Below are 24,710 nucleotides of genomic sequence, written 5' to 3' on the forward strand. Positions count from 1 at the left end.
GCAGGATGGTAGGCAGTCCTAATTTCGCAAGCAATCTCCGTATCTTACAATAGTCCCGAAATGGATCAAACTCACGTCGCGCGCGGAGCGGGCGCGTGAGGTCGTTCCCGACACCCTCGTCCGACGGTGATTGGTGGAAGGGTGGCCGCGGTGGCTAGCCTGGCACTTTCGTCTTGCAGGCGCGTCGTGCTGGCGCGCGCACGGCGTGACGCCGTAGCGCCGGGTCAGCCGGGAATGCCCCAGTTCGCTTCCTCGTCGGCGGCCTTGGCGGTGCGGACGAGATGTTCGACATAGTTCTGGAAGATCGGGACCGTGAAGGTGACCAGGGTCGGTTCGCCCTTCGGTTCCTTGAACGTGAGCACGACGAAGCGCTGACCATCCTCGTCGAGGATCAGGCCCGCCTCCATCGCGCCGGGGCCGCTCGGGGTAATGACGGTCGCTGCCATGTCAAAGTCTCGCTATCGGATCCGCACCCGTCGTTATCGCCCGGGCCCCCATTGTTTAGCTTACGGATGATACGACGCAACGCGAGGGTCGGCATCAAAGAGCAAAGCCTAAGGACCCGGCTTCCCGCATCACAGAAGCTATATGTATGGAAAATGGTGGACGCACTTGGGCTCGAACCAAGGACCCGCTGATTAAGAGTCAGCTGCTCTACCAACTGAGCTATGCGTCCATTCCGGGGCGGTTTTCAGTGGCGCTCTGGTGTGGCGCCCCGCTGCTGGAGGCGCGCTGTTAGCAGACTCATCGGGACCCGCAACCCCCTTTTCGTCGATCCGAGTCCGTTTTCGTCAAATAGGCCGTCTTTTTGCGGATTAGGCCGCTTTTCCGACCTACCAGCCGACCGTCTTGCGGTTCTGGCGATCGATCGACATCAGGATGCCGAGGCACAGCAATACCGTCATCTGCGCCGAACTGCCGAAGCTCACCAGCGGCAGCGGGATGCCGACGACCGGCGCGAGGCCCATCACCATCATCAGGTTGATCGCGACGTAGAAGAAGATCGTCGTGGCAAGGCCCGCCGCGGTCAGCTTGGCGAAGCGACTGTTGGCGCGCTGGCCGACTTCGATCCCCCAGCGGATCACCAGCAGGAAGGCGAGGATCAGCAGGCAGCCGCCGACCAGCCCCCATTCCTCCGCCATCGTCGCGAAGACGAAGTCGGTATGGCCCTCGGGGAGGTAGTCGAGATGACTCTGCGTGCCCTGCAGGAAGCCCTTGCCCCAGATCCCGCCCGAGCCGATCGCGATCTTCGACTGGCTGATGTGATAGCCGGTGCCGAGCGGGTCGCTCTCGGGATCGAGGAAGATCAGGATGCGATTGCGTTGATAGTCATGCAGCGCGAAGTTGATCGCGAGCGGGATCGCGACGGCCGCCCCGATCGCGCCGCCGACGAACAGCCGCAGGGGAATGCCGGCGAGGAACATAACCGTCGCGCCGCCCGCGCAGATCATCAGCGCGGTGCCGAGATCGGGCTGGAGCATCACCAGCGCCGCGGGGACGCCGATCAGGACCGCGGCGGGCCAGACTGCCCCGAACCTGCGCGTCTCGCCGGGGGGCAGCATGTCGTAGAACTTGGCGCAGGCGAGCACGATCGCCGGTTTCATGAATTCGGAGGGTTGCAGGCGGATGACGCCGAGGTCGAGCCAACGTTGCGAGCCGCCGGATACCTTGCCGAGCAGTTCGACCGCGAGCAGCGACACGACGATGATTGCGTAGGCGGGCAGCGCGCCGCCTTTCCAGACGCTCTCGGGCACGTAGGAGAGCCCCACCGCGCCGGCTAGCAGCACGAAGAAGCGGATGCCCTGCGACAGCGCCCAGGGGTGCAACGAGCCGCCTGCCGCGGAATACAGCACGACCTGACCGAAACAGCCGATCGCGACCACCAGCAGGATCACGAACCAGGGGAGTTTGGCGAGGGGTTCGGGGACGATACGGTTCATCGCTGGCGCTCGGTACGGTTCACGGCTGGCGGTCCCTTGAATCATCCTCGGCCACGGTGGCACCGGGCGCGGTCAGCGCCTCCTGCGTAGCGTTGGCCATGTCGGTGGCGTTGGCGACCGCAGGGGCGTCGCTCGGCACGATCGCGTCGGTCTTGGTGGCGATCGCGGCGGGCGGTGCCGACTGCGCCTTGCGGTAGGTCTCCGCGGTCGCCGCCATGCGCGTGCGGATATCGCCGCCCCAGGTCGGTTCGACTTCGGCGAGCGACTTCAACGCACGCTCGCGGTCGAGCATGTAGGTCATGATGTCGCGGCCGATCATCGGCGTGTCGAGATTGCGCACGGTATGACCGTTATGCTCGAGCACGACCGCGAGCGCATACCGCGGATTGTCGGCGGGCGCGAAACCGATGAAGAGCGCGTGGTCGCGCATCTTGAACGGCAGCTGCCCGTTCTTGAGCACGCCCGAGCGCCGTTCGGCCATCGTGATGCGGCGGACCTGCGCGGTGCCGGTCTTGCCCGCAATCGCGACGCCGGGGATCAACAGTTTCGCCGCGCCGCCGGTGCCACCTTGGTTGATCACCCCGAACATCGCATCGCGGACGCGTGCGAGATGTTCGGAATCGATCGCGAGGGCAGGGGAGTCGCGGTGAACCTGGCTGGCGAGGATACTCGGCTGTAACGCACGCCCTGAGGCCAGCCGCGCCGCCATCACTGCGAGCTGCAACGGATTGGCGAGAACATAGCCCTGGCCGATCGACGCGTTGAGCGAGTCCGCGACGGTCCAGTCGTGCTTGTACTTCTTCAGCTTCCACGCCGGGTCGGGGACCGTTCCGTAGCGCTGCGTCGAGAAGGGCAGCTCGAACTTCTGCCCCATCCCCAGCGTCCGCGCGATCGGCGCGATCGCGTTGTAGCCGACCCGCCGCGCCATCTCGTAGAAATAGATGTCGCAGCTCTGCATGATCGCGTTCTTGAGATCGAGCGGACCGTGACCGCTCTTCTTGTGGCAATGGAACACGCTGGTCCCGAGCCGCATCGCGCCCGAACAGTTCACGCGGGTCAGCGGATCGACGCCGGCGTTCATCAGCGCGAGGCCGTTCATCGGCTTCACGGTCGAGCCGGGCGGATACAGCCCCTGCGTAACCTTGTTCATCAGCGGGACGTGATCGTCGTCGCTCAGCATCTGCCATTCGAGATGGCTGATCCCGTCCGAAAAGCTGTTCGGATCATAGGCCGGCATCGACACCATCGCGAGCATCTCGCCAGTGCGGGTGTCTAGCACGACGACCGATCCGGAGTTGGTGCCGAGCCGGCGTGCGGCATATTCCTGAAGCCCGACGTCGATCGTCAGCCGCGCGGTCTTGCCGGGGACGTCGGGCTTGGTGGCGAGTTCGGCGACCAGCTTGCCGCGCGCGGTGACCTCGACGCGCTTGGCACCGGCGACACCGCGCAGTTCGGGCTCGAGCATCTTCTCCAGCCCGTCCTTGCCGAGCTTGAAGCCGGGCGTGACGAGCAGCGGGTCGCGCGTCTTCTTGTACTGCTCGGCATTGGGCACGCCGACATAGCCGGTCAGGTGCGCGACCGCGGCGCCCGCCGGATAGCTGCGCGCAAAGCCGCGGGTCGGTGCGACGCCGGGCAGTTCGGGCAGGCGGACGCTGACCGCGGCGAACCGCTCCCAGTCGAGATTCTCCGCGACCTGGACCGGTTGGAACCCGGCGGCGTGTTCGAGGTCGATGGCGATCCGCTCGACTTCCTCGGGTGGCAATTGGAGGATGCGGCCGAGCAGCGGCAGCACGCGCTCCTTGTCGCGGAGGCGGTCGGGGATGATGTCGACGCGGAAATCGGTGCGGTTGTTGGCGATCGGCACGCCGTGGCGGTCGACGATCCAGCCGCGGCGCGGCGGCAACAGCGTCATGTTGACGCGGTTGCTCTCGGACATCGCCGTGTAGCGCTCGTTCTGCGCCACCGACAGCCACGCCATCCGCCCGGCGAGGAGCAGCCCGACGCCGCCCTGCGCCGCGCCCAGCATCCAGGCACGCCGCGAGAAGCTGTACGCCTGCGACATCTCGGTAACGATCCGCGGGGTATTTCTCATTCGGCGCCGCGCTTGTTCTGGATCGCTGCAACGATGCGGGCCGCGAGCGGGAAGGTGAGGATCGTGACCGCGATCTGCGCGATCAGGATCGTATCGACATGCGCGCCGACGGGGACCGCGATAAAGCGGCCGACGATGATGCACAGCGCGATCAGCCCGCTAGCGATCAGCCAGTCCTGCCAGTGGTCGCGGAACGCGAGGCGCTGTTCGATCATGTCGATCGCGACGAACGAGAGCGACCAGAGCAGCACCGAACTGCCTAGTGGCTGCCCGCTGACGAGATCGTCGAAGAAGCCGAGTGGGGCGGCGGCCCAGGGCCGGAACGCGAACCGCGCGAGCAGCCGCCACGCGAGCAGCACGACCAGCCCGAACGGCGGCAACAGCGGGATCGTCGCGATCACCGGGATGATCGTGACCAGCGATCCCGCGATCACCGTCAGCCACGGAATGATCCGGGCGCGGCTGGCGGGGAGCTTGGTCTCGAACGGCTTGTAATCGACGCTGTCGACGACGCGCGGGCGACTCATTGCTGCGCCACCGGTCGCGGTGGCGGCACGGGCATGAACATCCGCTCGACCAGCGCGAAGTCGAGCGTGTCGGGGTCGGCAAACGCGCGCGCCATCACCGAATCCGAGCCTGCCTTTGTGACGCGCGCGACCGGCACGCCCGGCGCATAGATGCCGCCGGTACCGGTCGTCACGAACAGGTCTCCCGCGTTAAAGCGGACGTTGGTCGCGTTGACCGAGCGGATGTCGATCATCCCGTCGCCGCGCCCTGCCGCGATCGCGGGCAGGCCGTCGCGGGTGCGGCGGACGGGGACGATGCTGTCGCCGTCGCTCAGCAACAGCACGCGCGCCGCGTTGGGGCCGGTCTCGACGACGCGACCGATCAGGCCATCGGGGCCGCGCACCGGCATGCCGGGCAGCACGCCGTTCCAGCGACCCGCGTTGAGGAGCGCATACCGCCGCCCGCTCGACGCACTCGAACTTACCAGCCGCGCAGTCACGACGGGATCCGGCGAGCGGTCGCGGATCGCGAGTAACGAACGAAGTCGTCGGTTGTCATAGGCGATCGTCCGCGCGCGCATCAGCAGCGCCCGCGTTCGCTCGCGATCGGCGCGCAGCGCGACGTTCTCCTGCTTCACGAAGAAGTAATTTCCGATAGCATCGGGGATACCCGAGACCGACGAGCCGACCGTGGCGAGGCCCGTCGAGACCGGCGTCGTCACCCCCGCGACGCCCATCCGCAGCGCCGAAAACGCGGGCGGATTGAAGATCGACGCGACGAGCAGCACCAGGCCCACCACCGCACCAGCGACGGCGAGCACATAGCCCATGAACACACCATATTGCCGACGCCGGGAAAACCCCGTGCGCCGGTCGCGGGCTGGCGCCATGCGCCTGTCCCCCTGTCTCGGGCGCCGCCGAATCGCGAGGGATGATCCCCCGCGACTCGGACGACGCGATTTCGTGTCCGCGTGTCTTAAAGCAAAAACAAACTCTTAGCCGCTCATCAGCACGCCGCGGAACAACGGATCCTCGAGCGCGCGACCGGTACCGAGCGCGACGCAGGTCAGCGGGTCCTCGGCGACCGTCACCGGGAGGCCGGTCTCGTCGCGCAGCACCTCGTCCAGACCCTGCAGCAACGCGCCGCCGCCGGTCAGCACGATGCCCTGGTCGACGATGTCGGCGGCCAGTTCGGGCGCGGTGTTCTCGAGCGCGACGCGGACGCCCTCGACGATCGTCGCGACCGGCTCGCTGAGCGCTTCGGCGATCTGGCCCTGGTTGATCTGGATCTCCTTGGGCACGCCGTTGACGAGATCGCGGCCCTTGATCTGGATGATCATGCCGATGCCGTCGACCGGCGGCTTGGCGATGCCGACCTCCTTCTTGATCCGCTCCGCGGTGGCTTCGCCGATCAGGAGGTTATGGTTGCGGCGGACGTAGGAGACGATCGCCTCGTCCATCTTGTCGCCGCCGACGCGCACCGAGGTGGTGTAGGCGAGCCCGCGCAACGACAGCACCGCGACTTCGGTCGTGCCGCCGCCGATATCGACGACCATCGAACCGATCGGCTCGGTCACCGGCATGTCCGCGCCGATCGCCGCCGCCATCGGCTCCTCGATCAGCCAGACCTGCGACGCGCCCGCGTTCGACGCGGCATCGCGGATCGCGCGGCGCTCGACCTTGGTCGAACCCGACGGCACGCAGATCACGATCTCGGGCCAGCGCGCGAACTTGCGCGGGCCGTGGACCTTCTGGATGAAATACTTGATCATCTGCTCGGCGACGTCGATGTCCGCGATCACGCCGTCGCGCAGGGGCCGGATCGCCTCGATGTTGCCCGGCGTCTTGCCCATCATCATCTTGGCGTCGTCGCCGACCGCCTTGACGCGCTTGATCCCGTTGATCGTCTCGACCGCGACCACCGACGGCTCGTTCAGGACGATGCCGCGGCCACGGACGTAGACGACGGTGTTCGCGGTGCCGAGGTCGATCGCCATGTCGTGCGACATGAACTTGAAGAAACGCGAGTAGAAGGCCATTCAATCAGGGTCCCGTAATCCTTGGCCGCCGGACGGGCAGCCCATCGCACAAAAATCTCGCGTGGCCCGCCGGTGTTTAACTCACCGGGTGCTTGCGTTTGCGGGTCGCGGGATGCCGTCGCTTGGTCTAGACGCAAACCCATGTCAATACGGCGTCTCCCCGAGCATCTGGTCAATCGCATCGCCGCCGGTGAAGTGGTGGAAAGACCCGCCAGCGCGTTGAAGGAGTTAGTCGAAAACGCCATCGACGCAGGGGCGGGGCGCGTCGCGATTCTCCTCGTTGAGGGCGGCACGTCGCGGATCGAAGTCGCCGACGACGGCTGCGGCATGACCCCCGCGGACATGGCCTTGGCACTCGAACGCCATGCCACCTCGAAGCTGCCCGACGAGTTTATCGAATCGGTCGTGACGCTCGGTTTTCGCGGCGAGGCGTTGCCCTCGATCGCGAGCGTCGCAAGGCTGACGATCGAAAGCCGAATTCGCGGCGCCGAAGGCTGGGCGCGGACCGTCGACAATGGCCGCGTCGACCGCGAAGGCCCCGCAGCCCTCCCGCCCGGCACCCGCGTCGTCGTCGAGGACCTGTTCGCCCGCGTCCCCGCCCGCCGCAAGTTCCTGCGCTCCCCGCGCGCCGAATACGCCGCCTGCCTCGACGTCGTCCGTCGGCTCGCAATGGCGCGGCCCGACATCGGCTTCACGCTGGAGCATGACGGCCGCCGCGCGTTGTCGGCGATGCAGGTCGAGGATCGGCCGGGCAGGGTGGCGACGCTCACCGACCGCGCGCTCGCCGACAATTCCGTCGCGATCGATCTGGAGCGGGAAGGTGTGGTAATGGGCGGGGTCGCGAGCCTGCCGACCTACAATCGCGGCATCGCCGACCACCAGTACCTGTTCGTCAACGGCCGCCCGGTAAAGGACCGCCTGCTGATGGGCGCGATCCGCGGCGCCTATGCCGAGATGCTCCCGCGCGACCGCCACGCGGTGGTGGCGCTGTTCCTCGACATTCCGACCGATCAGGTCGACGTCAACGTCCACCCCGCGAAAACCGAAGTCCGATTCCGTGACCCCGCGATGGTCCGAGGCCTGATCGTGTCCGGCCTCCGTCGCGCCCTCGACGCCGCCGGCCACCGCAGCCAGCGTGCGTCCGACTCCGCGTTAGCCATGTGGCAACCTGAAAACTCCTCTCCCCCCAGGGGAGAGGAAGGGGCCCGTCCGCAAAGCGGATGGGAAGGTGAGGGCACGCCCCAAAGGCTCCCGCTGGAAAACCGAAGCTACGGCGCGGTCAACGACTCCCGCCCAAATTTCTTCGCGTCGCCCCCGCAGGCAAGAGCCGAACCCGCCTGGACGCCCCCACCGCAGACCGCGGCCTTCCCGATGGGCGTAGCCAGAGGCCAGGTCGCAAAAACCTACATAGTCGCCGAAGCCGAAGACGGCCTCGTCCTGGTCGACCAGCACGCCGCCCACGAACGCCTCGTCCTCGAACGCATGCGCGCGGCGTTGATCGGCGGCACCATCGCCAGCCAGGCCCTCCTGATCCCCGAAGTCGTCGAACTTGACGAATCCGCCTGCGACCGCCTCGAATCCCGCGCCGAAGAACTCTCCGAATTCGGCCTAGACCTCGAACGCTTCGGCCCACACGCAATGCTCGTCCGGGCAACCCCAGCCTTGCTCGGCCAAAGCGACCCAAAGGGCCTAGTCACCGACCTAGCCGACGAACTCGCCGCGTTCGACGAAGCGCTCTCCCTAAAGGAGCGTCTAGACGCGGTCGCTGGCACAATGGCCTGCCACGGCTCCGTCCGCGCCGGCCGCATATTGTCCGTGACGGAAATGAACGCGCTGCTCCGAGAAATGGAAGTCACCCCGCACTCCGGCCAATGCAACCACGGCCGCCCCACCTGGGTGAAACTCGCCCACGGCGACATCGAGAAGCTGTTTGGGCGGAAGTAACCGGGCTTTATGCTGCCTTGCGGGGGCGTCCGCCCTTCGCGCCATTCGCCCGCGCCGCCGCTGCCTTGGCCGGCGACGTTGCCTGACCCGCGTGACGCGCCAATTCGCGCGTCATCCAGTCCCGCGTACCGAACAGGCCCGACACCAGCGCCGGCACGTAGAGGTCGGCGTCGAGCGCAGGCCAATGGAGATTGAACCCAAGGCCATCGACTTCGACGTCGGCAAGCTGATCGTCGGTCGCGCCGTTCAGATCCTGGACGAGCCGGGCGGGGAAGGCGTAGGCGCAGCCATTGGACAGATCGATCGTCACGCGCCCGGTCGTGCGATCATAACGGGCTTCTGCCGCCCGCACCGCGGTTGTCATCAAGTCCTGCCCGCGCGCTTCCGCCGCGTCGAACTGGGCTTCGAGCTGGGGGTCAGTCTTTTGAGCCATGTATCTTCTCCCATTACGCGAGAAAGTGCGCCTGATGCTCTGTTGCCTCCGACATCAGGCGGCGCATGTCGGCGCGCTTGATGCCGATGCTCTGGATCATCTCCGGCCTGCCATCCGCGCCGAGCAGATTGATCTTCGCCTGCCCTGCGCCGGTGATGTGAACATGCGCGGGTTCGTGATCCAGGGTGTAGATCACGAACCGAAAGCCAAGGGCACGGTGAACTACAACCATCACTTCAAATAACCCATCTGATGGGTTTACACAATGGGGCGGCGGCTAGAGGTGCTCGGGCAGTCGTACGTAGAGAGTGTGTGTGAGGAGTCACTATAAAGTCAGGCGTGGCGTTGGCATCATCGCCCCATTCCGGGCACAAGGCTGCGAATGGACCCCCTCTCTCTATTCGGCCTAGCCGCAGTATCCTTCACCCTGCTATGCTACGCCAAGGAAGCCGGCTCGCACTGGTGGACGCTCGGCTTCGCATTCGGCTGCGTGCTCGGCTCGATCTACGGCTTCCTCCAGGGCGCGTGGCCGTTCGGGGTGGTCGAGCTGATCTGGACGATCGTCTCGTTCCGCCGCTGGCTCAAGATGCGCCACGCTGCACCGTCCGCCACGGAACCGCTCGCTTGACAGCGCGTTTGCGCGCCCCTAGTTGAACTCTCCCCGACACGACGGTTCCGGCGGCGCTTGTTTGCGTTCGTCGCTATCGTGCGTTTCGGTTCATCGCTAAGAGATGGGGTCTGTGCAGCCATGCCGGACCTCGTGGAGCAGGAGAACCAAGTTCATGGCACGTATCGCGGGTGTTAATATCCCGACCAACAAGCGCGTGGTGATCGCGCTGACCTATATTCACGGCATCGGTTCGACCAAGGCCAAGGAAATCGTTGCGAAGCTCGGCATCGCCGACACCGCACGCGTCCAGGACCTGACCGACCAGGAAGTCCTGCACATCCGCGAGACGATCGACGCCGATCACACCGTCGAGGGCGATCTGCGCCGCCAGACCTCGATGAACATCAAGCGCCTGATGGATCTCGCCTGCTATCGCGGCCTGCGTCATCGCAAGGGCCTCCCGGTCCGCGGCCAGCGCACGCATACCAATGCGCGCACCCGTAAGGGCAAGGCCAAGCCGATCGCCGGCAAGAAGAAGTAATCCACTTTTTCAATGGATTACTCCGCCGGCGCTGGTCCCAACGGGCCGCCCGGCGTCACGCAGATACAGGTCAGGAAATACACCATGGCACGCGAACCTCAGCGCATTAAGCGGCGCGAGCGCAAGAACATCACCTCTGGCGTCGCTCACGTGAATGCCAGCTTCAACAACACCATGATCACGATCACCGATGCCCAGGGCAACGCGATCTCGTGGTCGTCGGCCGGCGCAATGGGCTTCAAGGGCTCGCGCAAGTCGACTCCGTACGCGGCCCAGGTCGCAGCGGAAGACGCCGGCAAGAAGGCCGCCGAGCACGGCGTCCGCACGATCGAAGTCGAGGTCAAGGGCCCCGGCTCGGGTCGCGAATCGGCCCTGCGCGCGCTTCAGGCAGTCGGTTTCCAGATCACGTCGATCCGCGACGTGACCTCGATCCCGCACAACGGCGTTCGCCCTTCGAAGCGTCGTCGCGTCTGATTCTCCGCCTCCCGTGCGCGGTTGATCGCGCCGCACGGGTGTATTTTATTGGTCGGCGGACACACCCGTTCGCCGGCCCCCAAATTAGGGGAAGCATGTGTCTGTCAACGCAAAGAACTGGCAGGAACTCAAGAAGCCCAGCGGCCTGGAGAAAAAGGCCGGTGGCGACACCAAGCGCAAGGCGACCTTCATCGCCGAGCCGCTCGAGCGTGGTTTCGGCCTGACGCTCGGCAACGCGCTGCGTCGCGTGTTGCTCTCGTCGCTGCAGGGCGCGGCCGTCACCTCGATCAAGATCGAGAACGTGCTGCATGAGTTCTCGTCTCTGGCCGGCGTCCGCGAGGACGTGACCGACATCGTCCTCAACGTGAAGCAGCTCGCGATCCGCATGCAGGGCGAGGGGCCCAAGCGCCTCCAGCTCTCGGCAACGGGTCCGGGTGAAGTCAAGGCCGGCGACATCGCCGTCTCGGGCGACATCGAGATCATGAACAAGGATCTCGTGATCTGCCACCTCGATGAGGGTGCGACGCTCAACATGGAGCTGACCGCCGACATCGGTAAGGGTTACGTGCCCGCGACCGCAAACCGCCCGGCCGATGCGCCGATCGGTCTGATCCCGGTCGATGCGCTGTACTCGCCGGTACGGCAGGTTTCGTACAAGGTCGACCCGACCCGCGTTGGGCAGGACCTGGATTACGACAAGCTGACGCTGACGATCGAAACCGACGGCACGATCACCCCGGAAGATGCAGTCGGCTATGCCGGTCGCATCCTCCAGGACCAGCTCGCGCTGTTCGTCCACTTCGACGATTCTTCGGTGACGCGTTCGTCGGCCCCGATCGGCCAGGCAGCACCCGCTGCCGGTGGTGCGGAGCCAGCGGGCGACACGCAGCAGATCAACCGTTACCTTCTCAAGAAGGTCGACGAGTTGGAGCTGTCGGTGCGTTCGGCGAACTGCCTCAAGAACGACAACATCATCTACATCGGCGATCTGGTCGGCAAGACCGAAGCAGAGATGCTGCGTACGCCTAACTTCGGCCGCAAGTCCCTGAACGAGATCAAGGAAGTGCTGTCGTCGATGGGTCTTCGCCTGGGTATGGAAATCCCCGGCTGGCCACCTGAGAACATCGAAGAGATGGCCAAGAAGCTCGAGCAGGAGATTATGGGTTGATTTCGCACCGAGGCAAGCAAGCTTGCCTCGGAGACGAAACAACCCGGCCGGCGGGTCGGTTTTGGCCGACCCGTTCGACGACACGGCTTTGCCGAGTCGCCATCCGGCTGGAGACGAAGGGAAGGGCAAAGGAAGCGTCCTAGGCGTGACCTTATCCTAACCTTTGAACGAAAGGCGATCGGTCGCGGCCTTAACGGCGACCAGCTCCTGGGTACCTCATACGGCCCCCGAACGAACGAAAAGGTATTAACATGCGCCATCGCGTAGGCGGCCGTAAGCTTCAGCGGACCTCGGCCCACCGTCTTGCTCTCTTCCGCAACATGAGCGCTGCGCTCATCAAGCACGAGCAGATCACCACCACCGTCGCCAAGGCGAAGGAACTGCGTCCCTACATCGAGAAGCTGATCACGCTTGCGAAGAAGGGTGGCCTGTCCAACCGTCGTCTCGCGCACGGCAAGCTGCTCGACGATGCGCAGCTGATCAAGCTGTTCGACACGCTCGCGACCCGTTATGCGGATCGCAACGGCGGCTACACCCGCGTCATCAAGGCCGGTATCCGCATGTCGGACGCCTCGCCGATGGCCGTCATCGAGTTCGTCGACCGCGACGTCTCGGCGAAGGGCCAGGATTCGGGTCCGGTGATGTCGGACGAGGATTACAACGAAGCGGCGTAAGACTGTTTTGCCGAAGCGCTGAGCTTCCAATCCTCCCCCGCAAGGGGGAGGTGGCAGGCACAGCCTGACGGAGGGGGGGGCGGCGACAACCTCGGTTGCGTGTCCTCCCCCTCCGTCACCTTCGGCGCCACCTCCCCCTGGCGGGGGAGGATCAGATTTTAGCCCGATCAGAGGTCGCGTTTCCCATACGGGAGGCGCGGCCTCTTTCGTTACGGGCCCCATCCGGCTATGCGCCCGACATGGAGCATCCAGACAGCATTCTCATCGTCGATTTCGGCAGCCAGGTAACCCAGCTGATCGCCCGCCGCGTGCGCGAAGCCGGCGTCTATAGCGAGATCGCCCCCTTCCAGTCCGCCGAGGCCGCGTTCGACCGGATGCAGCCCAAGGGCATCATCCTTTCGGGCGGCCCCGCCTCGGTCACCACCGAGAACTCCCCGCGCGTGCCGCAGCGCTTCTTCGAGGCGGGCATCCCGATCCTCGGCATCTGCTACGGCCAGCAGGTCATGTCCGCCCAGCTTGGCGGCAACGTCGTCGTGTCGGGCGATGGCGGCGAGTTCGGCAGCGCCTTCATCGAGGTCAAGTCCAACTGCGCGCTGTTCGACGGCCTGTGGGCCGAGGGCGAGCGCCATCAGGTCTGGATGAGCCACGGCGACAAGGTCGACGCGATCCCGCCCGGCTTTACCCCCGTCGCCACCTCGACCGGCGCGCCCTATGCGATCGTCGCCGACGAGGCGCGGCGCTTCTACGGCGTGCAGTTCCACCCCGAGGTCGTCCACACCCCCGATGGCGGCAAGCTGATCGCCAATTTCGCGCGCCACGTCTGCGGGCTCAGCGGCGACTGGACGATGGCCGAGTTCCGCGAGACCAAGATCGCCGAGATCCGCGCACAGGTCGGCAAGGGCCGCGTCATCTGCGGCCTGTCCGGCGGCGTCGACTCGGCCGTGGCCGCGGTGTTGATCCACGAGGCGATCGGCGAGCAGCTCACCTGTGTCTATGTCGATCACGGCCTGATGCGCGCCGGCGAGAGCGAGCAGGTCGTCAGCCTGTTCCGCGGCGCCTACAACATCCCGCTGATCCACGTGAACGTCGAGGAGCTGTTCCTCAGCGGCCTAGCCGGGATCACCGACCCCGAGCTTAAGCGCAAGTTCATCGGCAAGACCTTCATCGACGTGTTCGATACCGAGGCGAAGAAGCTCGGCGGCGCGGAGTTCCTCGCGCAGGGCACGCTGTACCCCGATGTGATCGAGAGCGTCAGCTTCACCGGCGGGCCTTCGGTGACGATCAAGAGCCACCACAATGTCGGCGGCCTGCCCGAGCGCATGAACATGAAGCTCGTCGAGCCGTTGCGCGAGTTGTTCAAGGACGAGGTCCGCGTGCTCGGGCGCGAACTCGGGCTCCCCGAGATCTTCGTCGGTCGTCACCCGTTCCCCGGACCCGGCCTCGCGATCCGCATCCCCGGCGAAGTCACCAAGGAACGCTGCGACATCCTGCGTAAAGCGGATGCGATCTACCTCGAGGAGATCCGCGCGGCGGGGCTCTACGACACGATCTGGCAGGCGTTCGCGGTCCTGCTCCCGGTCCGCAGTGTCGGCGTGATGGGCGACGGCCGCACCTACGACAACGTGCTTGCCCTGCGCGCGGTAACCTCGACGGACGGGATGACCGCGCAGGCGTTTCAGTTCCCCGGCGACTTCCTGCCGCGCGTAGCTACCCGGATCATCAACGAGGTGAAGGGCATCAACCGCGTGACGTACGACTATACCTCGAAGCCGCCCGGCACGATCGAGTGGGAATAAACTAGACGGGCACTACGCGATCCTCCCCCGCAAGGGGGAGGTGTCTGGCTCTTGCCAGACGGAGGGGGAGGACACGAAACAAATGGCATCGCATTCCGCCCCCTCCGTCAGGCTACGCCTGCCACCTCCCCCTGGCGGGGGAGGATCGTTAGGTCATCGCGCCAGATCCTTTGCCACGGCACTGGCGATCGCCGTTACCGCTCCACTACTCCTCGGCGCGGCCGATCCGCCTGCCTGGACGCGCCCTCAAGTTCCGTTCCCGATCGCCGGCCCGATCACCTATGTCGGCAGCGAAGGCATCGCCGCCTACCTCATCAAGACCAATGCAGGCGCCATCCTGATCGACGGTACACTCGCGCAGAATGCGGGCATGATCGAGCGCAACATCGCCGCCGCTGGCGTCCGCCTCCGCGACGTGAAGCTCATCCTCGTCACCCACGCCCATTTCGATCATGCCGCGGGTGTAGCCGCACTCAAGCGCGCAACCGGTGCCCGCGTCGTCGCCGGCATCCGCGACGTCCGCGCCCTCGAAACCGGTACGCCGCCCGGCGAGACCAACTACGGCGTCATCCGCTTCCCGCCCGTCCACGTCGACCGCGGCGTCCGCGATGGCGACACGGTGACCCTCGGCACCAGCACGCTTACCGCACGCGCCACACCCGGCCACACGCCCGGTTGCACGACCTGGACGATGCGGATCGCGGCGAAGCCCCGCCCGCTCGACGTTGTCTTCCCCTGCAGCGTCAGCGTCGCGGGCAACCGCCTGATCGGCAACCGCGCCTATCCGGGCATCGTCGCTGACTACCGCCGCAGTATTGCGATGCTCGGCAGCCTGCACGCGGACATCGTCCTGCCGTCGCACCCCGAACTCGCCGACGTGATCGCCCGAGGCAAACGCCGCGCAGGGGGCGACGCGACAGCGTTCGTCGACCCAACGCTGCTTCCGAAGATCGTCGGCAAGGCCAAGGTCGCATTCGCCGCCGATCTCGCCAAGCAGGCGCGCTAGACGGCATGCTGGTCCTTTGCGGCATCGCGGTGATCGTCGCGGGCTTCCTGCTCCGGTTCAATCCGCTGCTCGTCGTCGCGGTATCCGCGCTCGTAACCGGCCTCGCCGCTGGACTTGCGCCGCTCGCGATCCTCGCCGCGTTCGGCAAGGCGTTCAACGAGAACCGCTACGTCACGGTCGTCTACATCGTGCTGCCAGTGATCGGCATGCTCGAACGCCACGGCCTGCAGGAACGCGCCCGCCTTGCGATCACCAAGCTGAAGGGCGCGACCGTCGGACGCTTCCTCACCGGCTACCTCCTGTTCCGCCAGCTCACCGCGGCGCTCGGCCTGATCTCGATTGCAGGAGCAGCGCAGAGCGTCCGCCCGCTGGTCGCACCGATGGCCGAAGCCGCTGCCGAAGGGCAGGGCCTTCCGCCGGGCGGCGACCGCATCCCGGCGATGGCAGCGGCAACCGACAATATCGGGCTCTTCTTCGGCGAAGACATCTTCATCGCGATCGGATCGATCCTGCTGATGAAGGGCATCTTGGAGGGCTACGGCATCGTCATCCAGCCGCTCCACCTCTCGATGTGGGCGATCCCCACCGCGATCGCCGCGTTCGTGATCCACGGCTTCCGCCTCTGGCTGCTCGACCGCCGACTGGCGCGCGGTTGATGATCGGCATGATCGGCACCGGCTTCATCTACGGCGTTGCGGGCGTGATGTTCGCGGCGTTCGCGGGGCTGAGCGCGACCGACCGCGCCAACCCGAAGCGCTTTGGCAACGCGGCGTTCTACGCGGTGCTGGCGATCAGCTTCCTGCTCGGGGGGCGGCTTGGCGATATCGGTAACGGCGTGCTCGTCCTGGCGCTGGTCGCCATCGCCGGATCGGGCGCGATGGGGCGGGGCGGGCGTGCCACGACCACACTCGACGAGCGCCGCGCCGAAGCAGCAAGGCTCGGCAACCGGATATTCCTGCCCGCGCTAATCATCCCAGCCGCAGCCCTGGGCGGCACCGTCCTGTTCCGCGCCGTCCCCAGCCTCGTCGACCCCAAACAGGCGACGCTCGTCGCGCTGACCTGTGGCGTCCTGATCGCGCTCATCGCCATGCACCTCTGGTTCCGGCCCCGCATCGCCACGCCGCTCGCCGAAGGTGTCAGGCTGATGGACGCGATCGGCTGGGCCGCCGTCCTCCCCCAGATGCTGGCCAGCCTGGGAGCGGTCTTCGCGCTCGCCGGCGTAGGCGACGTCGTTGGCAAACTCGCCGGCCACGCGATCCCCGAGGGCAGCCTGATCGGCGCGGTGCTTGCCTACACGCTCGGCATGGCGCTGTTTACGATGATCATGGGCAATGCGTTCGCCGCGTTCCCGGTGATGGCCGCGGCGATCGGCATCCCGCTGCTTGTGCGCCACTATGGCGGCGACCCCGCGGTGGTCGCGGCGATCGGTATGCTCAGCGGGTTCTGCGGCACGCTGATGACGCCGATGGCGGCGAACTTCAATCTCGTCCCCGCCGCGCTGCTCGAGTTGAAGGACAAGAACGCCGTGATCCGCGCGCAGGTGCCGACCGCGCTGCCGTTGCTCGCGGTCAATATCGGTCTGCTCTACTGGCTCGGCTTCCGCTAAGCGGTCAGCCGAGCTTCCAGTCCCAGCCGAGCGGATCGCCGTCCATGACCTCGATACCCGCCGCCGCCAACTCGTCGCGAATCGCATCGGAGCGCGGGAAATCCTTCGCTGCGCGCGCCGCCCGCCGTTCCTCGAGCCGCGCGTCGATCGTAGCCTCGTCCAGTTTCGCATCGGCCGGGCGGACGCGCAGATCCTCGCGGCGGATCGTCGCCAAGTCGAGTCCCAGCACCGCATCGAAATCGATCAGCGCATCCAGCCGATCCGCCGGCGCAACCCGCTTGTCGCCGAGCATCTCGTCCAGGATCGGCAACGCGCGCGGCGTGGACAGATCGTCGGACACCGCTGCGTCGAGCCGGTCACGGTAGCCGAGGGCGCTCCCCGACGGTCCACCCGCCGGGCGCTGGCGCAAGGCGTCGACCGTTATCGCTAGCCGCTTCAGCCGCGTCTGGGCCGCCGCGAGGTTCTCCCAAGAGAACTCCAGTTCGCTGCGATACTGCGCCTGCAGGCACATCAGGCGGTAGGCGAGCGGGTGGAAACCGCGGTCGATTAGAGTCTGCAGCGTGGTGAATGCGCCACCCGATTTCGACATCTTGCCCGAGCGCTCGACCAGGAAGTTGTTGTGCATCCATATTGTCGCACCGGTATCGCCGCACTCGCAATGCGCCTGGTTCTGCGCGATCTCGTTCGGGTGGTGGATCTCGCGGTGATCGATCCCGCCGGTATGGATGTCGAACGTCGCACCGAGATATTTCTTGCTCATCACCGAGCATTCGAGATGCCAGCCGGGCGCGCCGCGACCCCAGGGCGAATCCCATTCCATCTGCCGGTTGTCGCCCGGTGCGGACGTGCGCCAGATCGCGAAATCCTGCAGGTTGCGCTTGCCCTCGACCGGATCGATCCGGCTTTCGCCCGCGTCATCCTGCGACCGTGCGAGGCGACCATAATCGGGCACCGTCGTCGTATCGAAATACAAGCCGTCGGCGAGCATGTAGCAATGCCGCTCGGCGATCGCCTCGGCAAACGCGATCATCTCGGCGATGTGATCCGTCGCGAGCGGGAATCTGCTAGGCGCGCGGATGTTGAGGTCGACGAGGTTCTGTTTGAAGGCGTCGGTGTAATGCTTGGCAATTGCCCAGATATCCTGGCCGCTCGCGCGCGCCGCCGCCTCCATCTTGTCGTCGCCGACGTCTGCGTCCGACGTCAAATGCCCGACATCGGTGATGTTGATGATGTGGGTGAGCGGATAGCCCTTCCACGTCAGCACGCGGCTGAGCGTATCGGTGAACACATACGCGCGCAGGTTACCGATATGCGCGTAATTGTAGACCGTCGGACCGCACGAATAGATGCCGACATCGGTCGGATCGATCGGTCGGAACGTCTCGAGCGTGCGCGTGAGACTATTGTATAGCGTGAGCGTGGAAGTCATAGGCGGCTCTTAGCGAGGCGCGCGCGTGTCGGCAAAGGGGGCGCGTGCAGCGTAGGGTCATTGGCGTCGAACGACGGTCTCGGCGCGACGCCCGGCGTTGCTCGGCTGGTTTGGCTTGAAACCGCAGCCACACGCTGATAGGGCCCCCCGTTCATACGGCGCGGACACGTTCGCGACGGCTAAATCTATTCGACCGGAGCTAAACGGGTTTATGCAGATCATCGTACGCGACAACAACGTCGACCAGGCCCTTCGCGCGCTCAAGAAGAAGCTGCAGCGCGAAGGCGTGTATCGCGAGATGAAGTTGCGCCGGCACTACGAGAAGCCGTCCGAGAAGCGCGCGCGCGAGCGCGCAGCAGCGATCCGTCGCTCGCGCAAGCTCGACCGCAAGCGCGCCGAGCGCGACGGCGCACGGTAAGACTACCCGATCCGGCGTTCGCGATCGAGCGCCGGATCCATTTGACCGGGGCCGTCGACCGACGGTCCCGTGCCGATTTATACGCTGATTCTCAACGGCACGCGCGGCGCTCCGGCGTGACCACATGACCGGGGCCTGATCCGATGTCGACCGTCACCGCAGTGCCGCTGCAGCCCACCAAGCGCAGCTACCTCGTCTATCTCTGGGTCGGCATCATGCTGGCGCTGGTCGCTGCGGTTGCGCTCGCGCGACAGGGCGACGATCCCCTCGCGCGCAACGCCCGCGCGCGGGGTGTGGTCGTGACGGCCTCGGGTCTGCAGTACAAGGTGCTGGCGCCGGGCAAGCCTGGCGCTGCCAAGCCGACCGATGCGGACGTCGCACTGGTGAACTACGAAGGTAAGCTGCTCAACGGCACGACCTTCGACAAGTCGCAGCAGCCGACGCCGATGCCGGTGACGGGCGTGGTTCCGGGCTTCTCTGAAGCGCTGAAGCTGATGCCCAAGGGTGCGAAGTATCGCTTCTGGCTGAAGCCGGCGCTCGGTTATGGCGACAAGGCAACGGGGCCGATCCCCGCCAATTCGACGCTCGTGTTCGACGTCGAGTTGCTCGACTTCCTGCCGCAGAGCGTCGTCCAGCAGATGCAGGCCCAGGCCCAGATGCAACGTGGCGGTCCCGCCGGTGCGCCGGGCGCGCCGGGCGCAGTTCCCGCCCAGCCTTGATCTTCCGGGCGGCCTATGTCGCCCCGTTCGGCGTCGGGGTCGAGCCACATGCCATTGCACCGACTCTGCTGCCTACCATTGGACTGAGCTGGCTCGACGCCGTGGGGTGAACTAGCCAGATCGCGCTATTTTGCCGATCCGACTAGTTCGCCCTCACGGCGTTGTGCCGGTCATTCGGTGGCGTGACGACTCTGCGTCGTCGGTCGCGGGTCGGCTAGCCGTAAGCGTACCCGAGACAACCCGACGGCGGGCGTCGAGCGTACCCCGACACCGTCCCATATCTTGGCCGTCGCTCGCTTCCCTATAAGCATTTCCGGTTGGAGCCTGCCTGTCGCGCGGCAGGGGAGTAGAGCATCTCAAGCCGCGTCCGGGCAGCGCATTCTCACCGTTCATTGCCTCATCAACGGTAGGCAAAAAAATAGCGGCCCGAGGGCCGCTATTTCCTCAACAAAGTCGTTAGACTTAGTTGCTGTCCGAATCGTCGTCGTTGTCAGCAACGATGACGATGCCCGCGACAACTGCAGCTGCTGCGAGAACCGCAACGATGATGCCGCCGCCAGCAAGCTCGTTCTTCTTTGCCGATGCCGAACCGGTGCGAACCGACTTCGAAACCGACAGGTTAGCTGCCGAATTAACCGGTGCTGCCATGGCCGGAGCAACTGCCATCGTGGCTGCTGCTGCGGTCAGGAGATACTTCCCAAGACGCATGATGAACTCCCTTTGTGCTCGTCAACTTATCACTGGCATGAAACCAGCCACAAGGCAACCGAGGTGTCTAAGCCAGTGCAGAAGCATTCTACACTGTTGCGGCAGTGCAACACACAGCTGCCGCCATGCTGTTATAGCGATGCACGCCGCGGCGAGAAGTGGCTGATTTGCGCGGCACCGTGAATTTTCACCGATACGTGCTAGGCAGGTTGCGCCGCCGCACCGCTGGTCTGGAGATTCCAGATTTCGGTTCCCTCCAGACCCAGGGCAGTGAGTCGCCCCGAAGCATATGCACCGGTGTCGATGCCGATCCGGTGACCGCGTTGCTCGATTTCTTCGCTCATCGTATGGCCGTGGACGATGGTCTTTTCGAGCTTGGTCCGGTGATCGAGGAACGGATCGCGAATCCAGCGCAGGTCGGCGGTGCGCTGCCGGTCGAGCGGCATGTCGGGACGTACGCCGGCATGGACGAACGCATAATCGCCGATCATGACCATGTCCTCGAACCCGTCGATGAAGCTGCGATGCTCGGCGGGGACCAGATCGGCCAGGCGGTGGACCAGCTCCTCATAGTCGAGCCGCTCATATTCGGACGCCTCCATCCCGTAGCTGAGGATGGTCTCACGCCCGCCGATTCGGCAGAACAGGCGAAGCGCCTTGGGTTCGCCGTCCAGCGCGCCGAGAAATATCTCCTCGTGATTGCCAAGCAGGAAGCGAACCGACGGGCGCGTCGCCGCCAGCTTGCGCAACCGCTCGACCACCGCCGCCGAACCGGGGCCACGATCGACGATATCGCCGAGGAAGATCAGTGTCGTCTGCGCAGGACCACGCGCGGCGTCGTCGGCGTCGATCAGCCCGATGAGGGAGTCGAGCAGATCGGCACAGCCATGGATGTCGCCGACGGCGTAGACGCGCTGTCCTTCGGGGATGGTGGCAAGGCTCGTCTTGGCGTTGCTACGTGACTTGAAAAGCTTGGAAATCATGATGCGATCGATGTGAAGGGGGCAGGATGAACCGGCCATGACGCGAGAGGCGGTCGCATACGGCGTAACGCGGTGGGTCGCAACGCGCGTACGCCGATATGATGGCGGTACGACGGTTGCCTGCATGACGCGCGCCCACGCCGCGGCTATCGTACCGCGATGACAATGATCCGACGCCTGCTGCCCCTGATCCTGCTGACCGCGGCGGCGCCCGCCAAGGACGCGCCACCCCCGCCTGCATTCTTCGAAGCTCTCCGCGCTGCCGATCTCAGGCTGGCGACGATCGCCTACCGATTGACGACCGGGAATGCCGCGCTTTGCGACCGACGCCAGCCGCAGATCGGGATGCCGATCCACGCCCTGACGCAATACGGTCCGGCCGCACGACCGGCGGCGTCGACGGCGTTCGGATTCGAATCGATGATCGGCGTCGAGGCGGTCGTTCCGGGTGCCCCCGCGGAGCGCGCCGGCATCCGGCCTAATGATTCGCTGGTCGCGATCGGCGATGTCGCCCAGCCTGGCTTGCCAAAGCCCGGCGCCGCCGAGGCCGCCTCGGACCGGGATGCGGCCGAGGCGACCATCGCCGGCTCCGCAGTCGGCAAACCGTTGCGACTGACCGTGCTGCGAGTCGGACGCCGCCTGCCGATCACCGTCCAGCCGGTCACGGGGTGCCGGTCGCGTTTCGAGATCCTGCTTGGCAGTGGTCTCGACGCCAGCGCCGACGGATCGGTCGTCCAGGTCGGCGAGCGGTTCTTCGAGACCTTCACCGACGCGGAGATCGCCGTCGTCGTGGCGCACGAACTGGCGCATAATGTGCTCCGCCACCGCGCCCGGCTCGATGCCGCACATGTCAGTCGGGGGATGCTGGCCGAACTCGGGCGCAACGGTCGGTTGATTCGCCAGACCGAGGACGACGCGGACCTGCTCGGCATCTACCTGCTGGCCAATGCCGGCTATGATCCGGAATCGGCGCCTGAATTCTGGCGCGAGAAGGGTGGCGAGATCGACGGCGGGCTGTTCCGCAGTCGCACGCACGCCTCGTCGAAAGCGCGCGCGGACGTGCTGGAGGCGGCGGCGAAGGCGATCGCCGCCACGCCAGCGCGCCCGATCGTCCCGCCGATCCTGGCGTCCCGCGACGTGCCGTTACGCTAGCCGGTTGTGCTGGCCGACCGCGCTAGCCGACCGCTGTGGGGCGCGGCTGATCCGGCCAGATCCCGCGCGTGTCGAGCACGGCCTTGTCGATGCGTTCCTCTAGCGGGATCGACTTGAACACGTCGTGGTCGACCAGCACGACCATGATCGGGCAGGTCTCGATTGCGGTATCGACGTCGACCAGCACCGCGCCGGTATCCGCCAGCACCGCGGGGAGGGCGTTGGCGTAGGGCTCGACGATCCGAACCCGGTCGCCGAACCGCCGCGCGACGGCTTCGGCGACTTTCAACGCGGGGCTCTCGCGGAAATCGTCGATGTTCGCCTTGAACGCGAGGCCCAGGCACGCGACCGGGGCGCCCGGCATCGACTCGACCAGCGCCGCGACCTGCGCGATGACGTGGTCGGTCTTGCCGTCGTTCACTTCGCGGGCAGTGCGGATCAGTGGGGTCTGATCGGGCGCGGCATGGACCAGGAACCACGGATCGACCGCGATGCAATGCCCGCCGACGCCGGGGCCGGGCTGGAGGATGTTCACGCGCGGATGGCGATTGGCGAGGCGGATCACCTCCCACACGTCGACGCCCATCGTATCGGCGATCAGCGACAGCTCGTTGGCGAACGCGATGTTGACGTCGCGAAACGCGTTCTCGGTCAGCTTGGTCATCTCAGCCGCGCGCGCGGTGGTGGTGACGCAGGCACCGCGGACAAAACGGCGGTAAAAAGTGAGGGCTTTCCGCGCGCACCGCGGGGTGATGCCGCCGATGACGCGGTCGTTGTCGATCAGTTCGACGAGGATGCGGCCGGGCAGGACTCGTTCCGGGCAATAGGCGATGGCGATGTCGGCCTGTTCACCCGCGCGGCCGGGCACCCGCAGATCCGGACGCAAGGTCGCCAGCAGATCGCGGACCTGCTCGGTGGTGCCGACCGGCGAGGTCGATTCGAGGATGATCGTGTCGCCGGTCTTGAGCACGGTTGCGATCGTCGTCGCGGCCTTCAGGACATAGCCGATATTGGGCGCATGATCGTCGTCGAACGGCGTCGGTACGGCGATGACGAACACGTCGGCCGGCTCGATTGTCGTCGACGCGCGCAGCGTGCCACGTGCCACCACGCCCGAGACGAGGCCGTCGAGGTCGACCTCCTCGATATGCACACGGCCCGAATTGACCGTCCCGACCACCGATTCGGTCACGTCGACCCCGAGCACGCGCGCGCCGGTACGCGCGATCACGGCAGCGGTGGGCAGGCCGATATAGCCGAGCCCCATGACGACGACGTTCAGTTCAGTATCAGACAGCATGCGCGACGAGTCCCTTCGCGATGATTTCGGCAATACGGCCCGCGGCGTGGCCGTCTCCGAACGGATTGTGCGCGCGGGCCATTGCCGCATAAGCAGACTTGTCATCCAGCAGCGTGAATATTTCGGAAACGATGCGGTCCTCGTCGGTTCCGATCAGCTTGGCGGTGCCGGCCTCGACGCCTTCGGGGCGCTCGGTCGTCTCGCGCATGACCAGTACCGGCTTGCCCAGCGCCGGCGCCTCCTCCTGCACGCCGCCCGAATCGGTGAGGACGATCTCGGCTAGGCCCAGCGCGCGGACGAAGTGCGGATAATCGAGAGGCTCGATCCGCGCGACGTTGTCTCGCGCGCCGAGGATGTCGTCCATGACTGCGACGACGTTGGGGTTGGGGTGCACGGGGAACAGCACCGCGACGTCGTCACGCTCCGCGATCCGCCCGATCGCGCGCGCGATCGAGGCCATGCCGTCGCCGAAATTCTCGCGGCGGTGCGTGGTGACCAGAATGATCTTTCGTCCGGCGAACCGCGCGGCGATGGCATCGAGCCCGGCGGCGAGCGACGGATCCGCGGCGACCCGGTCGACCGTCCAGTGCAGCGCGTCGATCACGGTGTTGCCGGTGACGTGGATCATGCCCGGCGCGATCGTCTCGCGGCGCAGCGCCTCCGCCGCGGTTTCGGTCGGGGCGAAGTGATACGCGGCGATCGGTGCGACGATTCGCCGGTTCACTTCCTCCGGCCAGGGTTGGTAGATGTCGCCGGAGCGCAAACCCGCCTCGACATGCGCGACCGGAATCTTGCGATAATACGCTGCAAGTGCGCCGGTCATTGCAGTGGCGGTGTCCCCCTGCACCATGACGATGTCCGGCTTTTCCGCATCCATGACCTCGCCGAGACCGGTCAGCAGCCGCGCGGTCAGCCGGTCGAGCGTCTGGCCGGGCTCCATCAGGTCGAGATCGATGTCCGGAGAAAGGTCCGCGATCGCAAGCACCTGATCCAGCAGTCCGCGATGCTGCGCGGTGACGCAGGTCCGCACGACGAGCCCGGGAACCGCGCCGAGCGCACGGATCACCGGAAAGAGCTTGATCGCTTCGGGCCGCGTACCGAAAATGACGAGAATTTTTTGCATGGAACTCATATGGAACTCATCTACCGCAACGCGCTTAATGACGCGCTAA

At 65.9% G+C, this 24,710-nt stretch carries 26 protein-coding genes and 1 tRNA gene; 13 read left to right on the forward strand and 14 right to left on the reverse strand.

All coding sequences use genetic code 11. From position 1 onward, the window contains the following. Nucleotides 1–224: 224 nt before the first annotated feature. The 7 genes from AC3D24_RS20475 to AC3D24_RS20505 all read right to left on the reverse strand — a co-directional run bounded on the left by AC3D24_RS20475 (nt 225) and on the right by AC3D24_RS20505 (nt 6,577). Entirely contained in the window at nt 225–446 is a 222-nt protein-coding gene (locus AC3D24_RS20475) for a hypothetical protein (protein ID WP_489032931.1), read from the reverse strand. Between the two features lie 154 nt (nt 447–600). After that, a tRNA-Lys gene (locus AC3D24_RS20480) sits at nt 601–676 on the reverse strand. Between the two features lie 157 nt (nt 677–833). Beyond that, on the reverse strand, nt 834–1,940 hold the full coding sequence (gene rodA, locus AC3D24_RS20485; RefSeq protein ID WP_489032933.1) for a rod shape-determining protein RodA: 1,107 nt from the start codon (nt 1,938–1,940) through the stop codon (nt 834–836). 19 nt (nt 1,941–1,959) lie between these two features. Continuing rightward, the gene (gene mrdA / locus AC3D24_RS20490) at nt 1,960–4,032 is read right to left on the reverse strand and encodes a penicillin-binding protein 2 (RefSeq protein ID WP_489032934.1); all 2,073 of its coding nucleotides are present in this window, start codon (nt 4,030–4,032) and stop codon (nt 1,960–1,962) included. Next, a complete protein-coding gene (gene mreD / locus AC3D24_RS20495) occupies nt 4,029–4,559 on the reverse strand; it encodes a rod shape-determining protein MreD (protein ID WP_489032936.1) in 531 nt (176 codons plus the stop codon). The genes mrdA and mreD overlap by 4 nt, the downstream gene beginning before the upstream one ends. Continuing rightward, nucleotides 4,556–5,428 carry a rod shape-determining protein MreC gene (locus tag AC3D24_RS20500; protein ID WP_489032937.1) on the reverse strand — a complete coding sequence of 291 codons (873 nt, stop codon included), beginning with the start codon at nt 5,426–5,428 and terminating at the stop codon, nt 4,556–4,558. Before AC3D24_RS20500 ends, mreD begins: the two co-directional genes overlap by 4 nt. Nucleotides 5,429–5,533: 105 nt before the next feature. Beyond that, complete coding sequence (locus tag AC3D24_RS20505; RefSeq protein WP_055878614.1) at nt 5,534–6,577, reverse strand: rod shape-determining protein; 1,044 nt, start codon at nt 6,575–6,577, stop codon at nt 5,534–5,536. Nucleotides 6,578–6,718: 141 nt separating this feature from the next. On the opposite strand from AC3D24_RS20505, the gene mutL reads away from it, so the two are divergent. Beyond that, nucleotides 6,719–8,521: a DNA mismatch repair endonuclease MutL gene (gene mutL / locus AC3D24_RS20510; protein WP_489032938.1), complete on the forward strand. Its 1,803-nt coding sequence runs from the start codon at nt 6,719–6,721 to the stop codon at nt 8,519–8,521. Between the two features lie 7 nt (nt 8,522–8,528). Here mutL and AC3D24_RS20515 read toward each other — a convergent pair whose 3' ends face one another. Further along, on the reverse strand, nt 8,529–8,954 hold the full coding sequence (locus tag AC3D24_RS20515) for a DUF2442 domain-containing protein (protein WP_489032939.1): 426 nt from the start codon (nt 8,952–8,954) through the stop codon (nt 8,529–8,531). A 13-nt stretch (nt 8,955–8,967) separates the two neighbouring features. Further along, complete coding sequence (locus AC3D24_RS20520; protein WP_489032941.1) at nt 8,968–9,150, reverse strand: DUF4160 domain-containing protein; 183 nt, start codon at nt 9,148–9,150, stop codon at nt 8,968–8,970. Between the two features lie 186 nt (nt 9,151–9,336). On the opposite strand from AC3D24_RS20520, the gene AC3D24_RS20525 reads away from it, so the two are divergent. The 9 genes from AC3D24_RS20525 to AC3D24_RS20565 all read left to right on the forward strand — a co-directional run bounded on the left by AC3D24_RS20525 (nt 9,337) and on the right by AC3D24_RS20565 (nt 16,829). Next, the gene (locus AC3D24_RS20525) at nt 9,337–9,582 is read left to right on the forward strand and encodes a hypothetical protein (RefSeq protein WP_489032942.1); all 246 of its coding nucleotides are present in this window, start codon (nt 9,337–9,339) and stop codon (nt 9,580–9,582) included. 154 nt (nt 9,583–9,736) lie between these two features. Continuing rightward, a complete protein-coding gene (gene rpsM, locus AC3D24_RS20530; protein WP_056015521.1) occupies nt 9,737–10,105 on the forward strand; it encodes a 30S ribosomal protein S13 in 369 nt (122 codons plus the stop codon). 84 nt (nt 10,106–10,189) lie between these two features. Next, nucleotides 10,190–10,579: a 30S ribosomal protein S11 gene (rpsK, locus tag AC3D24_RS20535; RefSeq protein ID WP_031395237.1), complete on the forward strand. Its 390-nt coding sequence runs from the start codon at nt 10,190–10,192 to the stop codon at nt 10,577–10,579. 97 nt (nt 10,580–10,676) lie between these two features. Further along, a complete protein-coding gene (locus AC3D24_RS20540) occupies nt 10,677–11,747 on the forward strand; it encodes a DNA-directed RNA polymerase subunit alpha (protein WP_489032943.1) in 1,071 nt (356 codons plus the stop codon). 251 nt (nt 11,748–11,998) lie between these two features. Beyond that, entirely contained in the window at nt 11,999–12,421 is a 423-nt protein-coding gene (gene rplQ / locus AC3D24_RS20545; protein WP_489032945.1) for a 50S ribosomal protein L17, read from the forward strand. Between the two features lie 239 nt (nt 12,422–12,660). Next, the gene (gene guaA, locus AC3D24_RS20550; protein ID WP_489032947.1) at nt 12,661–14,217 is read left to right on the forward strand and encodes a glutamine-hydrolyzing GMP synthase; all 1,557 of its coding nucleotides are present in this window, start codon (nt 12,661–12,663) and stop codon (nt 14,215–14,217) included. Between the two features lie 82 nt (nt 14,218–14,299). Further along, entirely contained in the window at nt 14,300–15,223 is a 924-nt protein-coding gene (gene bla / locus AC3D24_RS20555) for a subclass B3 metallo-beta-lactamase (RefSeq protein WP_489032948.1), read from the forward strand. Nucleotides 15,224–15,228: 5 nt separating this feature from the next. Beyond that, nucleotides 15,229–15,879: a DUF969 domain-containing protein gene (locus AC3D24_RS20560; protein WP_489032950.1), complete on the forward strand. Its 651-nt coding sequence runs from the start codon at nt 15,229–15,231 to the stop codon at nt 15,877–15,879. 8 nt (nt 15,880–15,887) lie between these two features. Continuing rightward, nucleotides 15,888–16,829, forward strand: coding sequence for a DUF979 domain-containing protein (locus tag AC3D24_RS20565; RefSeq protein WP_489033266.1), 942 nt, complete (start codon nt 15,888–15,890; stop codon nt 16,827–16,829). A 4-nt stretch (nt 16,830–16,833) separates the two neighbouring features. Here the strand turns inward: AC3D24_RS20565 and cysS are convergent, their stop codons facing one another. Next, nucleotides 16,834–18,258, reverse strand: coding sequence for a cysteine--tRNA ligase (gene cysS / locus AC3D24_RS20570; RefSeq protein ID WP_489032951.1), 1,425 nt, complete (start codon nt 18,256–18,258; stop codon nt 16,834–16,836). Between the two features lie 211 nt (nt 18,259–18,469). Between cysS and rpsU the strand changes: the two genes are divergently transcribed. Further along, the gene (gene rpsU / locus AC3D24_RS20575; RefSeq protein ID WP_055878578.1) at nt 18,470–18,676 is read left to right on the forward strand and encodes a 30S ribosomal protein S21; all 207 of its coding nucleotides are present in this window, start codon (nt 18,470–18,472) and stop codon (nt 18,674–18,676) included. A gap of 143 nt (nt 18,677–18,819) precedes the next feature. Next, on the forward strand, nt 18,820–19,395 hold the full coding sequence (locus AC3D24_RS20580) for an FKBP-type peptidyl-prolyl cis-trans isomerase (protein ID WP_489032953.1): 576 nt from the start codon (nt 18,820–18,822) through the stop codon (nt 19,393–19,395). A 462-nt stretch (nt 19,396–19,857) separates the two neighbouring features. On the opposite strand, the gene AC3D24_RS20585 is transcribed toward AC3D24_RS20580, so the two are convergent. Together AC3D24_RS20585 and AC3D24_RS20590 are read right to left on the reverse strand one after the other, a co-directional pair. Then, nucleotides 19,858–20,103, reverse strand: coding sequence for a hypothetical protein (locus AC3D24_RS20585; RefSeq protein ID WP_489032955.1), 246 nt, complete (start codon nt 20,101–20,103; stop codon nt 19,858–19,860). A 200-nt stretch (nt 20,104–20,303) separates the two neighbouring features. Next, nucleotides 20,304–21,086 (reverse strand): metallophosphoesterase family protein, encoded by a 783-nt coding sequence (locus tag AC3D24_RS20590; RefSeq protein ID WP_489032957.1) that lies wholly within the window; start codon nt 21,084–21,086, stop codon nt 20,304–20,306. A 165-nt stretch (nt 21,087–21,251) separates the two neighbouring features. Here AC3D24_RS20590 and AC3D24_RS20595 point away from each other — a divergent pair, with 165 nt between their 5' ends. Further along, nucleotides 21,252–22,238: a PDZ domain-containing protein gene (locus AC3D24_RS20595; RefSeq protein WP_489032958.1), complete on the forward strand. Its 987-nt coding sequence runs from the start codon at nt 21,252–21,254 to the stop codon at nt 22,236–22,238. A 22-nt stretch (nt 22,239–22,260) separates the two neighbouring features. On the opposite strand, the gene wecC is transcribed toward AC3D24_RS20595, so the two are convergent. Both wecC and wecB read right to left on the reverse strand, forming a co-directional pair. Continuing rightward, nucleotides 22,261–23,538, reverse strand: a complete 1,278-nt coding sequence (wecC, locus tag AC3D24_RS20600) for a UDP-N-acetyl-D-mannosamine dehydrogenase (protein ID WP_489032959.1) — start codon at nt 23,536–23,538, stop codon at nt 22,261–22,263. Further along, nucleotides 23,528–24,670, reverse strand: coding sequence for a non-hydrolyzing UDP-N-acetylglucosamine 2-epimerase (gene wecB / locus AC3D24_RS20605; protein WP_489032960.1), 1,143 nt, complete (start codon nt 24,668–24,670; stop codon nt 23,528–23,530). Before wecB ends, wecC begins: the two co-directional genes overlap by 11 nt. Nucleotides 24,671–24,710: the final 40 nt, after the last annotated feature.

The organism is Sphingomonas sp. SL1004 (assembly GCF_057815015.1).